The sequence below is a fragment of the Desulfosarcina variabilis str. Montpellier genome (assembly GCF_048565275.1).
In the GTDB taxonomy this organism is placed as follows: domain Bacteria; phylum Desulfobacterota; class Desulfobacteria; order Desulfobacterales; family Desulfosarcinaceae; genus Desulfosarcina; species Desulfosarcina variabilis.
In genome coordinates, this window is the sequence record NZ_CP159846.1 from 26,109 (window position 1) to 40,727 (window position 14,619).

The following is a 14,619-nucleotide window of genomic DNA, read 5'->3' on the forward strand; positions in this document are numbered from 1 at the left end:
AATTACAGCAAAAATGAAGTCAGTACATAATCGGCCACCAGGATCGATACGCAGGAAACAACCACCGCCGAGGTGGTCGAAAGGCTGACGCCTTTGGCACCGAAGCCTTCCTTGCGCGTATGGGTTGTGTACCCCTGGTAACAGCAGATGGTAACCACGATGGCGGCAAAGCAAAACGCTTTGATAAATCCCCCGTTAATGTCCGGCATGGATACGCTTGATTCAACGCGAGCAAAATAGATCCCCGAGTTGATCCCGAGAAGCAGGGACCCTGTCAAGTAACCACCGAAAATACCGACTACATCAAAAATGGCTGTGAGAAAAGGAAAGCTGATCAGCGCCGCACCTAACCGGGGACTGAACAGAAACCGCAGTGGGTTGATATCCATGGTTTCAAGGGCATCTATCTGCTCGGAAATACGCATAATACCGATTTCCGCAGCCATGGCGGAACCGGCCCGGGCAACAACCATGATCGCTGTCAGTACCGGCCCCATTTCGCGAATCAGGCTTAAGGCCACGGCCGCCCCCAGCATGCCTTCCGAGCCGAATTTCACCAAGGTATAGTAGCCCTGCAAACCGAGAACCATCCCCGTGAACGCTCCGGTCAGACAGATGACAAAAACCGACTTCATACCGATAAAATAAACCTGGTCGATAATTTTGTCCGCCTGGATGGGCGCGGAGAAAAGATGCATGACGCCTTGAAAAAAGAAGACGGTCACCCGGCCCAGCTCCTGCGTAAGCGCAATGGTCGTTTGGCCGAGACCGGTCAGGAAGTGGGTAATCGCATCGGATGGCGCCATTAAATCAATACCGTGGTTGAATGTTTTTTTATTCATCTGCTTTGTGGGCATTTGTCCCGGACCACGCCACAGATCCTGGTTGAAATTTCATAAATAACTGAAATCGCGGAGGGTGTAAAGAACAGAAGGCACCACTGACAGCGCGCGTCTACGCCCTAATCAGATTTGACCGGTGCATGATTTTTCGATAACCAGTTGTCACCTATGCCCTTTGATCAAAACGAGATATACCCATGCCCAAAAGACAAACCGACCATAAAAATCCGCCACTGGCACCCATTATCCAAAAAATTCCCCCGGCCCATGGAACCTATGCCCTGATTTACCGGTGCGATACCCCATTTGAGGTTGCGGTAGGAAAACTCGGTCCGGTGTCATTTTCCACTGGTCATTGGGTCTATATCGGCAGTGCTTTCGGCCCAGGCGGACTGAAATCCCGCCTGAACCATCATCTGACCCCTTCTGCCCGTCCGCACTGGCACCTGGATTATGTCAAACAGGCCTTGCTCCCCCTTGAAATCTGGCTCACCACCGATACCCTCAAACAGGAACACGCCTGGGCAAGCGATCTATGGCACCTGAAGGGGGCCACCTGTCCGATTGCCGGATTCGGCGCCTCGGATTGCGCCTGCCGCGCCCACCTGATCCACCTACGCCACCTACCGCGTTTTGCCGCATTCAAAAAGCGAATCGCCAAAACAGTCCAAGGGGTTGTAATACGGATTCCTATCATTATCCAACACACTGGATAATTGGATCAACGACGACCACCCATTTTGCTCTTTTCTGGTTGTTCGGGTACAACAAACGACCCATCGAAAAGGTTTATTGAGGGGATTGGGCCTGAATTAAATTGACTTTTTTGCAACTTTTATTTAATCATATTTTTGATCAAATTTTGAGTGCCGACCGGATACACACAAAGGGCGCCCGGTTGGTATTTGTTTTGGTAAGGAAAGTTAATCCATGGCACCCAAAAATATGCTAAAATCGGAAGCCGGTCATACGCGCACGGCGTATCAGGGTATCCGGCGAATGCTGTTTCACAACGAAATCGTGCCGGGCCAGAAAATTGCCTACCGCGACCTCGCCGAACGACTGGGCATGAGTCAAACACCGGTTATCCAAGCCTTGAAGTGGCTCGAATTCCAAGGCTTGGTCCGTCATGAACGCCATCGCGGTTACTATACGGAGCCGATCAGTGTTCAGGAAGTGGAGGAAATCTACGATTTTCGTTTGCAGATTGAACTGGCCCTCTTGCCGCGCACCATCGCCCGCATGGACAAAGCAGGATTGAAAACGCTGAAAACGGCATTGGACGCCCACCTGAAAGCGTCCCGAGAAATTTACCTCCACGACCGATTGGTCAAGGACATGGAGTTTCACCTGACCTTGGCCTTCCTTTCCGGCAATCAGGTCCAACACCAGGCCCTGCGCAATCTATTTGATCTGCTTTACCTTAAATATGGGGGCAACCTTCTTTTTTCCACCTCCATGGACAAAGCCGATACCGCCCATAAAGAGCTGTTCAGCCGCATCAGCGAAGGGGATTTAGACGGTGCCCAATCCATTCTTTCTCACCATATCCAACGGGTAAAAAGACATGTTCTCAACGGCCTGGAACGGCTGATGGAAGAAAAAGACAACTCCGGGTTTTGACCCGTAGCAATCCCCTTGTTGTTTCCTTTTTAGACTCGGTTTCCGGCAGCCCCACCCAAAAACAGCAAGCGAAAATCGGTTTCCCTGCACCTGGCCGCGTCTGAATCGTTGACAGCCAAGGGCCAAGCAGATTAATATTGGAACCTTGGAACTTCCCGGTTTCTCTTTGTTGGGTCAGATACGAGCCACACCTTACCGAAATTGATATCAGCAGCGCGTGTGATATTACCCCGGTTATTGAAAACAGAACACAAAAACAACTGGTTGGATTATGTATGATCCTGTAACCGCATATGGCAGATCCGGTTCTCAAAACATCGGTGCAGCCGACTCTGGAATACACAGCCACTGCCAGGCAAGTATTGGGTTGGGCATTTGTCTGGGTGCCTCCACCATTTCGGCGTCGCTAATTAGCAGGGTAGCAACAGATTCCGTTGCTCAAAGGACACCCCACACACGAATCATCAGGCAGGCCGCCTATCCCCACGAGGGTGATCCCAAACGGACGCTGCTGAAGGTTTTGTCCGATTTCGACCCCTCGCGGTGTGACCGACTGGCCATCACGGGACGACGGCTGCGTGAGGGGATCGATTTGTCCTCCATTTCGGAACCCGAGGCGGTGGGGTATGCCTATCGCTATTTGAAGCCACCGGACATTGACTGCCCGGCCGTTGTATCCGCCGGCGGGGAAACCTTCATGGTCTATGCCCTGGACCCGTCCGGCGACATTTCCAATGTGATTACGGGCAACAAATGCGCATCCGGAACTGGTGAGTTTTTCCTTCAGCAATTGCGGCGCATGAACGTGAGCCTGGAGGAAGCCTCCCAGTGGTCGGAAACCGAAACGCCGTATCCGGTATCCGGACGCTGCTCCGTGTTCTGCAAGTCCGATTGCACTCACGCCACCAACAAAGGCGTTCCCCGGGCACGGGTGGCCGCCGGCCTGTGCCGCATGATGGCCGAAAAAATCCTCGATCTGCTGAAAAACATTCCCCGCCGCAACATCATGCTGGTCGGTGGCACCGCCAAAAACCGGATGATGGTCGCTTATTTACGAGAGCACATCGACAACCTGATCATCCCTGACCAAGCCCCCTGTTTCGAGGCCCTGGGTGCTGCGTTATGGGCACTTGACCATCCCACCCAAGCCTATTCCAACAGCGCATCCCTGTTTGTAAAAAATGTGTCCAGCTTTAACCGGCTTCCGAAGCTTGCCGATTTTAAGCAGCAGGTAACCTTCAAAACCATGGCCCAGGACACGGCCGGTGACGGCGATGTCTGCCTGTTGGGGCTTGATGTGGGGTCCACGACCACCAAGGCGGTGCTACTCAGGCAGGAAAACCATGCCCTGTTGGCATCGGTCTATCTGCGCACCAATGGTGATCCGGTGGCCGCGTCGCGCAAATGCTACAACGCCTTGCTGGACCAAATCAAGGAAACCGCCAGGCCGCAAACCATCCGTATCATCGGGTTGGGGGTATGCGGCAGCGGCCGACAAATTGCCGGCTTGCATGCCCAGACCGATGGCGTGATCAACGAAATCATCGCCCATACAACGGCAGCCGTGCATTTTGATCCGGATGTGGATACCTTGTTTGAAATCGGCGGCCAGGATGCCAAATACACCCACATTACCACGGGCGTGGCCTCCGACTACGCCATGAACGAGGCATGCTCGGCCGGTACCGGCAGTTTCCTGGAGGAATCGGCCCTGGAAACCCTGGGAATCAATATGCAAGACATCGCCGACTATGCCCTGGTTGGCGAAAGCCCCCCCAATTTCAGCGACCAGTGTGCCGCGTTCATCTCTTCGGATATTAAAAATGCCATCCACGAGGGGATCCAGCGCGAAGACATTGTCGCCGGACTGGTCTATTCCATCTGTATGAACTACACCAACCGCGTCAAAGGAAATCGGCCGGTGGGCCGGCGCATTTTCATGCAGGGCGGTGTTTGCTACAACCGGGCGGTCCCCATGGCCATGGCCGCCCTGGTCGGTAAACCCATCGTGGTTCCCCCCGAACCAGGTCTGATGGGGGCCTTCGGGGTGGGCCTGGAGGTGGAAAAACGCATGCAGGCGGGTTTGATGGCCCCTGGCGCCTTTGATTTAAAGGTGCTCAGCCAGCGCCAGGCCACCTATGGCAAAAGTTTCATCTGCCGGGGTGGGGGCAGCGGCTGTGACCGGCGCTGCGAAATCGCCATGGTGCGCATTGAAGGCAAAAACATCCCCTTTGGCGGGGCCTGCAATCGCTATTACAATTTACACAAAAATATCCAGGTCGATGCCGATGCCTTGGATCTGGTGAAAAAGCGGCAAGATATCATCTTAGGCAGCGCCAGGCCCGACAAGCAAAAAGCCATCGCGCAAAACCGCCCCACGGTGGGCATCAACCGCAGTTTTCTGTTTCATTCCTATTTTCCGCTATACACCACTTTTTTTGAGGGGCTGGGATTCGATGTGCGCGTTCCAGACACCCCCTCGCAGCGCGGTATTGCCGAACGCAGTGCTGCGTTTTGTTACCCGGCCGAGCTGTCACACGGCTTTTTTCACCGCCTGATCGAAACCGATCCGCCCCCGGACTATCTTTTCTTGCCTCACGTCAAGGCGCTGCCCAGCCAGAGCCAGGCGGACAATGCCCTGCTGTGTCCATTTGTGCAGGCCGAACCTTATTTTTTACAGACCACCTTTCGCCGCCATCTGGAGCAAGCCGGCATTAGCGGCAACCGTATTTTAAGCCCGGTACTGAGCCTCGGCAAAGGCCTTGGCGCAGCCCGCGCCCCACTATTGAAGATCGCACGCCAGATGGGACGGTCCCGCCGGCGGGCCGTAGACGCCTTCGAACGGGCCGTGGCCGCACAGCAGCAATGCGAGGCTGCAATCCATCAGCTGGGCAGACAGGCCGTGCAGACCCTTGCGGATGATCCCCAGCGCATGGCAACCGTGATTTTTGGCAGGCCTTACAATGCCTGGGCCGACGAGGCACACATGGGCATCCCCCGTAAACTGGCCTCCCGCGGCGTGCATGCCCTGCCTTTGGACTGTTTGCCGATTTCATCCTTTGCCACCAAACAGCATATGTATTGGGCCATGGGCCAGCGCATCATCCAGGCCGCCCGCCTGGTCAAGGACCACCCCCAATTGTTCGGCGTTTATATCACCAACTTTTCCTGCGGACCGGACTCTTTTATCATCAATTATTTTCGCCGGATCATGGGGCAAAAGCCCTCTCTGACGCTTGAATTGGACAGCCATACGGCCGATGCGGGCCTGGAAACGCGTATCGAGGCCTTCCTAGACGTGGTCAACGCCTGGCGCGGTCTGCAGCAGTCGCGGCAGCATCCCGTTATCAAGCCCACGTTCACACCGGCCCGTGTGGCCCCATCGGGAGGCATGCTTGGCGTGCACCCCTCGACCGGCCCCTGGCTGCCCCTGTCCGACGATCGGGTGACCCTTTTGTTTCCCTCCATGGGTCGGCTTTCCTCCGAGGCCCTGGCTGCGGCCTTCGCCGGCCAGGGAATCCGCAGCATTGCCGCCCGGCCGGCCGATGAGGCCATCCTGAAACGAGGCCGGGCCAATACCGCCTGCAAAGAATGCCTTCCCTTGATCCTGACCACCGGCACCTTGTTGGAATATCTGCACCAGCACCATGATAACGGCAATGTGCTGATCTATTTTATGGCTACCGGCGCCGGCCCCTGCCGGTTCGGACAATACCGTATTTTCATGGAAGATCTGATCCGTGACCGAAAAATCGAAAACGTGGCGCTGTTTTCACTCAATTCGGAAGACGGCTACAGCGGACTGGACCAACAGTTTCATCTTCGCGGCTGGCAGGCCGTGGTTATCGCCGATGTCATGGAGGATGCCCGGAGCATGCTGCTGGCCAATGCCGCCAAGACCGATGCGGCCATGCATTGTTTTGACCAGGCATGGAAAGGACTGGTTCAGGCCATCGAATCCGGTCGTTCCGACATCCTAAACGAGCAACTCACCCTTGCCGCAGACGCCCTCAAGGAAATTGATTTGAAACAGCCGGTCGAAAAGGTGCCAACCATTGCCCTGGTGGGAGAGATCTTCGTCCGCCGCGACGGCATTTCCAGACAATATATCACCGAACGGCTGGCCCAGATGGGCTTTGCATGCACCTGCGCCCCGGTAGCGGAATGGATTCATTACGCAGACTGGCTGGTAAAAAACAATTATGCCCTCAATGGACACCAGAGCTGGCGTAAAAAAATCGGTCTGTTGTTAAAGCAACGCGCCATGCGCAAAGCCGAAATGGACATCAAACAGCGGCTGGCCCGGTCTGGCCTTATCCATTCGGACATCGTTGATATTCCGGATATCATCCGTCATGCCCACCCCCATATAACCCCGGACCATCTTGGGGAAGCCATTCTGACCGTCGGTTCGGCGATGAAAGAGGTCGTCTCCACCGCCTGCGGGGTCGTGTCCATCGGCCCCTTCGGATGCATGCCCAACCGGATTGCCGAATCCATTTTGGGTGAAATCATGACGGCCGACGACAAACTCAAGGTGGCACCCGATAACCATTGGCTACGGACCGTTCTCAAGGATGTAAGCAGCCTGCCGTTTTTATCCATTGAAAGCGATGGCGCACCATTCCCGCAGATCATTACGGCCAAGCTGGAAGCCTTTTGCCTTCGGGCCCGTCAGCTCCATGACCGGCGCCATCCCCGCAATGCCGGATAAACCCTTTTAATCTTTGGTTTTTATTGGCGTTACCGGAATTTTTTCCCGTTCAAGGGCCTTGCGCAATTTCAGGACGGCCAGTTCCTTGGCCTTGGCTTCCACATCCACGGTGATGTCCAAATTTTTCCAGCATTGGGGGAAATCCACCGGGTCGATGTAGTCGTGATGAGGTCGGCAAGGATCTGATCTCCTCTTGTTCAAGGGACTGGACAGGTGAAACAGCGGCTCGCGGTTCCAGGTAGCCATGGCTTTTTCTGTAGTGTGCCGGATGGTATTACCGTCGGGAAGGCATCGATGGTGGTGGACATCGTAAACCAGCGGCACGCCGGTATGTTGGCACACGGGAAGCAGCTCAGAAGGGGTATATACCCGGTCATCATTTTCAAGGGTCAACCGGGTTTTGATTTTTTCTGGAAGCGTATCGATCACGTCAGCCAGTCGATTAAGGGCGGCTGGTTTATCCCCATAAGCGCCACCGCCATGAATGTTGATCACATCGGCGGCCACCCACTCGGCGACTTCGGCATGGTAGGCCAGCTCTTCTTTGGATCGTCCCACCACACCAGCGTCAGGCGAGGAAAGTACCAGAAACTGATCCGGATGAAACGACGTGCGGATGTCGTGTTTACGGCTAAACGTGCCGCATTGTTTGAAACGATCGATGATCCCCTCGCCCTCCGGCAGCTGCCTCAAATCGTAACCGACCTTTGGATGGGTTTTAACCGGCAAAATCTGGCTGTTGATGCGAAAGGCCCCGATTCCATTGGCTGCGCAGAATTCAAGGGCACGGTAGAGTGCGTCGGCGTTGTCGCTGCAAATGGATGCCAAGTGGCCGAACCGTTTGGCCGGTGAAAGAGATTGAAGATACTTGGCCGTGGTACGCCTGAATTTAATCGGCGCCTTTCTAAAAATGCAGCAAAGACCTAAACGAAGCATCGGTTCACCTCCTTGACCAATTTCTGGATGGACACTTGACGATATCGATTACCGGCCTGGTTTCTTCCAGCCTTTCGGCAAAATATGCTAATGCCGCCGCGAAAAAGACCGATGATTAAACCAGTACTTAGCAGGGGTTAACCCCTTGAACCAACGTTTAAATACCAAAAAGGATGTCGCTTACGATGGACGATCTTTCCACCATATTGAAAAAAGTCAACCGGCTGGAACCGATTCCCATGGTCATTCATAAGGTTCTGGCTCTGGCCGACGATCCGGACTCCTCCCTGAAGGATCTGGTGGAGGTGGTTGAGCGTGATCCGGCAATCACCGCCAACCTCCTCAAGACCGTCAACTCCGCCCAAATGGGGCTGCCGGTCAAGGTGGATTCCGTACAACAGGCTGTCTCCATGCTGGGCCTGCAACAGGTGGTTGAGATGGTTCTGTCGCAAAACCTGTCCTCCAACCTGGACCGGCCCCAAAAAGGATACGGACTCTCCAAAGGCGACCTGTGGGGCCAAAGCCTGGCCGTTGCCGTGGTTGCCAGGGACCTGGCCCGGCAACGGGACCTGATGAGCCTGCCGGCGATTTACACGGCGGCCCTGCTCAAGGATATCGGTAAAGTCATTTTACATGAATACGTGGCCGACCAGCTTGACGCCATTCAAAACCTCGTCGCGGAAAAAGGATTGAGTTTTGTTGAGGCGGAAAAAGAGGTCCTTGGCATGGATCACACGACACTGGGCGGCATCATTGCCAAACAATGGCAATTCAGCCCGCATATGATCTACATGATCGAAAACCACCACCTGACCAATCCGGCTTCGCGAACCGACCCGGCCACCGCCACCCTTTATATGGCTGATATGATAGCGATGATGGTGGATACGGGCATCGGTGTGGACCGGCTTGCCTACCATGTCCACCAGGATGTGTTCAACGATTTTTTCGCCGATAAAAAACAGATCAAAGAATTGATGATCACTTACAAAAAGGTCAAACGGGATATCAAAGCATTCCTTGAAGCCAGTTGATTCGTCCGTCGTTGACAAGCGGCCATCACGGATTCCCAAGCTTCGGCTGACATCTGTTCCGGCATAGCAGCATCATTTAAGTTTAAAGTGTTAATATACGTACAGCGCATCGGCTTGTCCTGCGCTGTCATCGTCCTTTAGCCGATGCAACTCACCCCAACCGATCTTTAATCGCTAATTTCGATCTGAACATCATCCACAAACCAGCCGGGACCAACATAAGACGCGTATCCTTGGCTGAGTTGAAAACCGATACGAACCGTTTGGCCGGCGTATGCGGAAAGATCCACCATCGCATTGCTCCAGACACCGGAAGAACCACTGTAGGTGTCAAGTGTCACCCAGTCAGCCCAAACGCCGGTCGCCGTCTGCTGGGAAACCTGCACGTTCAGGGAATCGTTGGTGCCCAGGCTGAACCACTGCCAAAAGCGCAGGTGAATCTCCGCTCCGCTTTCAATGGCCGGTAGTTCAATGGTGGGGCTGATCAAGCGGCTGGTGGTGTTGGGATAGTCGCCTGAGAGCACCGTCCCGGCAACGTTGCTGCCCGAGTGAGCGCTGTTGGGACCCGAGGTGGGCGCACCCACTTCCCAACTGCCGTTATGCGCCCCCCAGTCACCCATGCCTTCATCAAAGTCAAAGCTATATTGGTCGGTTGTACCCAGTACCGTTGTTGAACGGATTTCAATGGAGACATCATCCACAAACCAGCCGGGACCAACATAAGACGCGTATCCTTGGCTAAGTTGAAAACCGATACGAACCGTTTGGCCAGCGCATGCGGAAAGATCCACCATCGCATTGCTCCAGACACCGGAAGAACCATTGTAGGTGTCAAATGTCACCCAGTCGGCCCAAACGCCGGTCGCCGTCTGCTGGGAGACCTGCACGTTCAGGGAATCGTTGGTGCCCAGGCTGAACCACTGCCAGAAACGCAGATGGAGTTCTTCTCCGCTTTCAATGGCCGGTAGTTCAATGGTCGGGCTGATCAAGCGGCTGGTGGTGTTGGGATAGTCACCTGAGAGCACCGTCCCGGCAACATTGCTGCCCGAGTAGGCACTGTTGGGACCCGAGGTGGGCGCACCCACCTCCCAGCTACCGTTATGCGCCCCCCAGTCACCCATGCCTTCATCAAAGTCAAAACTATATTGGTCGGTTGTACCCAGTACCGTTGTTGAACGGATTTCAATGGAGACATCATCCACAAACCAGCCGGGACCAACATAAGACGCGTATCCTTGGCTAAGTTGAAAACCGATACGAACCGTTTGGCCAGCGTATGCGGAAAGATCCACCATCGCATTGCTCCAGACACCGGAAGAACCATTGTAGGTGTCAAGTGTCACCCAGTCGGCCCAAACGCCGGTCGCCGTCTGCTGGGAGACCTGCACGTTCAGGGAATCGTTGGTGCCCAGGCTGAACCACTGCCAGAAACGCAGATGGAGTTCTTCTCCGCTTTCAATGGCCGGTAGTTCAATGGTCGGGCTGATCAAGCGGCTGGTGGTGTTGGGATAGTCGCCTGAGAGCACCGTCCCGGCAACGTTGCTGCCCGAGTGGGCGTTGAAGGGACCCGAGGTGGGTGCACCCACTTCCCACACGCCGTTGTCGCTGGACCAGTTGTCCATGCCGTCTTCAAAGTCAAACGAGTAAATTTCGCTGTCTGATTCTGTTGCTGTGATGGTGACGCTATCAGCAGAGCTGTCCTGGGAACCATCGTTGACAACCAAGCTGACCACATAGTTACCGGCGATATCAGCTACAAATGAGGGCGCCTGTGTTGTATCGTCCGTTAATTGGGCCGTGCTGTCCGTGGGAATCGACGTAAAGGACCAGCTGTAGGTCAACGGATCATCGTTGGGGTCACTGCTGGCGCTGCCATCAAGGTTAACGGTATTACCAACGGTAACGCGTTGGTTGGTTCCGGCATCTGCCACAGGTGCACCGCTACCAATAATGGTGACATTGATGGAAGCCTCCCCTGTTGCCCCGTCGCCATCGGTGGCAGATAGGGTAATGCGATGAGTTCCCTCTGAAAGGTCGTTTTTCGTAAAGGTTTCACCGGTGCCGATTTGACCGTCGAGATCAGAGTTCCATACCAGGGCATTACCGGTGAGTTCACCGTCCTCATCGTCCACGCCAGTGCCGCTGAAAGCGACATCCTCTCCCAAGTTGTAGGCATCGTTGTTAGCGGGAGATTGGACATCGGCGCTGGGGCTCTGATTGATTGTTGTATCGGTAGTAAAATGCCAGATATCTGACCAGAGGCTCTGGTTGCCATATTCATCCATCGCTGCCACGCTCCAATAAAAGGTGGTGGACGTAGCAATGTCGTTTCGACGATATCGTGCCTGGGTAATGATGATATCATCAAGAGGGTAGGAGAGATCCTCGTTTTCAGAAATCACCAGATTATATTCGCTTGCGCCCGAAACCGCCTCCCACTGGTTATCAAATGCGTTGCTGGTAACCGTGTCACCATCAAGCGGTAGCGTCAGCACTGGGATGAAATCGTTACAATTGATGGTTCCGGCATCGTTGGTCTGTCCGGCAGTGATGTTGATCCCGGATGCCTGGCCACGATAAAGAATATTTTGATTTGCATCGTAAACCAGCACGATAACATCACGCCCTGTACCTGCTGGAATGCCTTCGACTGTCCCGGAGCCTGCCGACCAATTCCATGGCCCTCCCTCTTTCAAGAGAGTCTCGCCATCGTAAACACGGACCCTTATATGATCAATTCCATCGTCTTCAGCGTCCGCCTTGACCGCATACGAAAAGGTGGCCCCATCGCCATTTTGGACAAGGCGCTTTTGAAGCACGATCTTGAAGGCAATATCACCGACTTCGGTGTTGGCGGATGAGTCATCGGACTGGTCAGCGCATCCAGAAAAACAAAAAAGCAGCACAATACACACGAACAGCGTGAGTAGTGAATCGATATCCAAGTGGTTTGCCATTATTCTTTTGTTCATGGCTGGTTCCTGTTGAGAATAAAATAGTGGGTAACATCCGACTTAGACAACGGTTGACCCGTCACTCCCACGCTACCGTGAGGTTGCCTGTATCGCTTGTATCGTCTGTTGGGTCGTCACCGCCACCACCACCACCACCACCACTCATGGCCAAGCCGATTGCACCGCCTGCCAGGACGATACCGGCAACGTACCACCAGACTTTGCTCTTTGAGACTTTTTGCTCCGGGCTCATGTAAACCGTGGGGGGAGAACTATCGACATCGGCTTGGGCATCCACTACCGGCGGTTGGGTATATGCACTTGAAGGCATTGACAATAGAAAGAAAGAAAACACCAGAAGCGCTGCCAGGAATCGATGAGCTCTTTTCATTTTGCCTCCTGTGTAACATTACATTGTTAGTGATTTTTCCTAAGAGCCTGTTTGATAAATCCGTCTAAGGCCCGCTAACGGCGTTGGAAAGTTGCTCAAAATGCTCACATATTACCTATATGCTCCGCTTTTGAGCCACTTTCCGCCTTGTTATCGGGCCTGATCCAGACTTCCAAAACAGGCTCTAAAGAAAAGGGAATGATTATTGTCCAATGGTCAGAGCCGGGTCAAACTTCCCTGATACTATCGGGCTTTGCTGATTTTCTGTCTCACGCCTGACATTCTGAGATAGATAAGGCGTAAGCTCTCCAAGATTCACTTCACCATCAGCGTTGTAGTCCGCATCACCTTGAAGGCCTTTTTGCAGAAAATAAGTGAATACACCATGCCCCCCACCCCACCTTTCACTTTCCTGTGAGAACTGGTTGGTGTCTGAAGCGCTGATCACACAGATGCCGTCACCCACTTTAGAAAGACCCTCCAAAGCCGAGCTAATCCGATTATTGAGCAGTACACCTCTACCGGCTCGTCTTGCCATGTCGAAGGATTGGCCCACGCCTCCGGAATGACATGCATCCGCCAGGACGATGACCTTCCTCGCTCTGATGTAACGTCTCAATGCCGTTTCAATATCCCACATGGGAAAAGCCGTTGATGAAATCCTGTCGTACTCCGTATCATATGGTAGCAAGTAATAGTTGCCTTGGGATTCTGGAGATTCCGATGAACCATGGCCGGCGAAATAGACCGTTACCTTGTCTTCTTTTAAGGCTTTTTTGAGCCAGTCGTTCAATAGATACTTTATATTTCTACCTGTTGCCCTCTCGTTGATTAAAAGCTTGACTCGTTCCGGCGCATATTTGCCGCCTTTCGGCGAAATGATCCATTCATAAAGCGCCTGTGCATCTTTATCGGCATAGTGAAGGCGGGAGATTCTTGTATCTTGATATGATGATATCCCAATGATTACCGCCCAGCCAACACCTCGAACACCTGGGCATTTCGCGGGACTGATAGTAAATATCTGCGTGTCCAAGGGTTTGTCGTCCAGGTAGACCATGACCTTCCATTTTCCCGGGAGTGTGGCCGCCGGTTGGTCCTTGATTGATAGGGTGTGCCAGGCGGTAATGTGGTCACGCTCGTACCCGGGCCTGGTTCTTAAAAGAAAGTCATTTGAAGTCGCATAAAGTTCACCACTGGGGGTTATCCAATCCCAGCGGATTTGGTGAGATCCTTTGATGTTGTGCAGCTTAATGAAAGAAACCGCTTTACCATCCTTTGGAGAAAACTGACTTGTCAGCTTATCAGGTCTGGAATTGACGGTATCCTCAACCACATTTTTTGCTATGCTGTGAGTAACTTCCTCTGAATGAGAAGAAGCGTATCGGCTGTTACTACATGCCTGATGGATAAACGGCAAGAGACAGAAGATAATGAGAATTCTTACATACGACTGCTGCAATGCTGAATGCCGTACGCCGAGTATGCGCATGGCTGTCTCCTTTGGTGTTCATGAGGTATGTGCCAACAAAACGGTATTTCCACTCAGATCTCGGCCATAGCGGTTCCCGAATCAATACGAATATCATGGCAGACCGGTGCGCATTGCTCTGCATCGATGCCTTCAATTGGATACTATAAAAATTTAAGAGGATTGCATTTGTATCATTATATGATGAGTTCTCTCGTGCAAGCCAGAGCCATGTACCATTTTCCACTAATTACTCAATTCTATTGAGAATTCCGCATCTTTTTCAGGTCACGAAAGATTTTACAACCAAATTGTTACAAAAGTGTGGGGTTATAGATACCATAGATATTCAGTTTAGTCACGCGATAATCAGACATTTCAAGGCAGTACTATAGGATTTCCGCTAATCGATGGATTGAACTTACGAGAAAACGCTAAACAACCAGTCCTGCTCCTCGTCAAAGAATTGATGATCACCTACTCGATAGCAAAGTATTGGATCCGTCCCCCTTGACAACCTTTCATCGACCATTAGCTTCTTAAAAAACCATGCAGAGTGGCGTGAGGGACCTGGCCCGTTGACCGTCCGGCAACCTGTTTTTCAAGGTGCTAATTCCAGCCCGCAAGGGAAACATGCGGCCCACTAAAGTAGGG

At 53.2% G+C, this 14,619-nt stretch carries 9 protein-coding genes and 1 riboswitch; of the genes, 4 read left to right on the forward strand and 5 right to left on the reverse strand.

The genetic code is table 11. The features are described from left to right. Positions 1-2: 2 nt before the first annotated feature. Positions 3-857 (reverse strand): MlaE family ABC transporter permease, encoded by an 855-nt coding sequence (locus Dvar_RS00175; protein ID WP_419659706.1) that lies wholly within the window; start codon positions 855-857, stop codon positions 3-5. 182 nt (positions 858-1,039) lie between these two features. Between Dvar_RS00175 and Dvar_RS00180 the strand changes: the two genes are divergently transcribed. The 3 genes from Dvar_RS00180 to Dvar_RS00190 all read left to right on the forward strand — a co-directional run bounded on the left by Dvar_RS00180 (position 1,040) and on the right by Dvar_RS00190 (position 7,179). Beyond that, complete coding sequence (locus Dvar_RS00180) at positions 1,040-1,558, forward strand: GIY-YIG nuclease family protein (RefSeq protein WP_419659707.1); 519 nt, start codon at positions 1,040-1,042, stop codon at positions 1,556-1,558. Between the two features lie 214 nt (positions 1,559-1,772). Continuing rightward, the gene (locus tag Dvar_RS00185) at positions 1,773-2,465 is read left to right on the forward strand and encodes a GntR family transcriptional regulator (protein WP_419659708.1); all 693 of its coding nucleotides are present in this window, start codon (positions 1,773-1,775) and stop codon (positions 2,463-2,465) included. A gap of 271 nt (positions 2,466-2,736) precedes the next feature. Further along, the gene (locus tag Dvar_RS00190; protein WP_419659709.1) at positions 2,737-7,179 is read left to right on the forward strand and encodes an acyl-CoA dehydratase activase; all 4,443 of its coding nucleotides are present in this window, start codon (positions 2,737-2,739) and stop codon (positions 7,177-7,179) included. A 6-nt stretch (positions 7,180-7,185) separates the two neighbouring features. On the opposite strand, the gene uvsE is transcribed toward Dvar_RS00190, so the two are convergent. Further along, complete coding sequence (uvsE, locus tag Dvar_RS00195; RefSeq protein WP_419659710.1) at positions 7,186-8,115, reverse strand: UV DNA damage repair endonuclease UvsE; 930 nt, start codon at positions 8,113-8,115, stop codon at positions 7,186-7,188. A 185-nt stretch (positions 8,116-8,300) separates the two neighbouring features. Between uvsE and Dvar_RS00200 the strand changes: the two genes are divergently transcribed. Beyond that, positions 8,301-9,149 carry an HDOD domain-containing protein gene (locus Dvar_RS00200; protein ID WP_419659711.1) on the forward strand — a complete coding sequence of 283 codons (849 nt, stop codon included), beginning with the start codon at positions 8,301-8,303 and terminating at the stop codon, positions 9,147-9,149. Positions 9,150-9,316: 167 nt separating this feature from the next. Here the strand turns inward: Dvar_RS00200 and Dvar_RS00205 are convergent, their stop codons facing one another. The 3 genes from Dvar_RS00205 to Dvar_RS00215 all read right to left on the reverse strand — a co-directional run bounded on the left by Dvar_RS00205 (position 9,317) and on the right by Dvar_RS00215 (position 13,986). Further along, on the reverse strand, positions 9,317-12,121 hold the full coding sequence (locus tag Dvar_RS00205) for a choice-of-anchor J domain-containing protein (RefSeq protein ID WP_419659712.1): 2,805 nt from the start codon (positions 12,119-12,121) through the stop codon (positions 9,317-9,319). 61 nt (positions 12,122-12,182) lie between these two features. Further along, positions 12,183-12,494, reverse strand: a complete 312-nt coding sequence (locus Dvar_RS00210) for a hypothetical protein (RefSeq protein ID WP_419659713.1) — start codon at positions 12,492-12,494, stop codon at positions 12,183-12,185. A gap of 202 nt (positions 12,495-12,696) precedes the next feature. Next, positions 12,697-13,986, reverse strand: coding sequence for a caspase family protein (locus Dvar_RS00215; RefSeq protein ID WP_419659714.1), 1,290 nt, complete (start codon positions 13,984-13,986; stop codon positions 12,697-12,699). Positions 13,987-14,511: 525 nt separating this feature from the next. Further along, positions 14,512-14,605: riboswitch (SAM riboswitch) on the forward strand. The last annotated feature ends 14 nt before the right edge of the window (positions 14,606-14,619 follow it).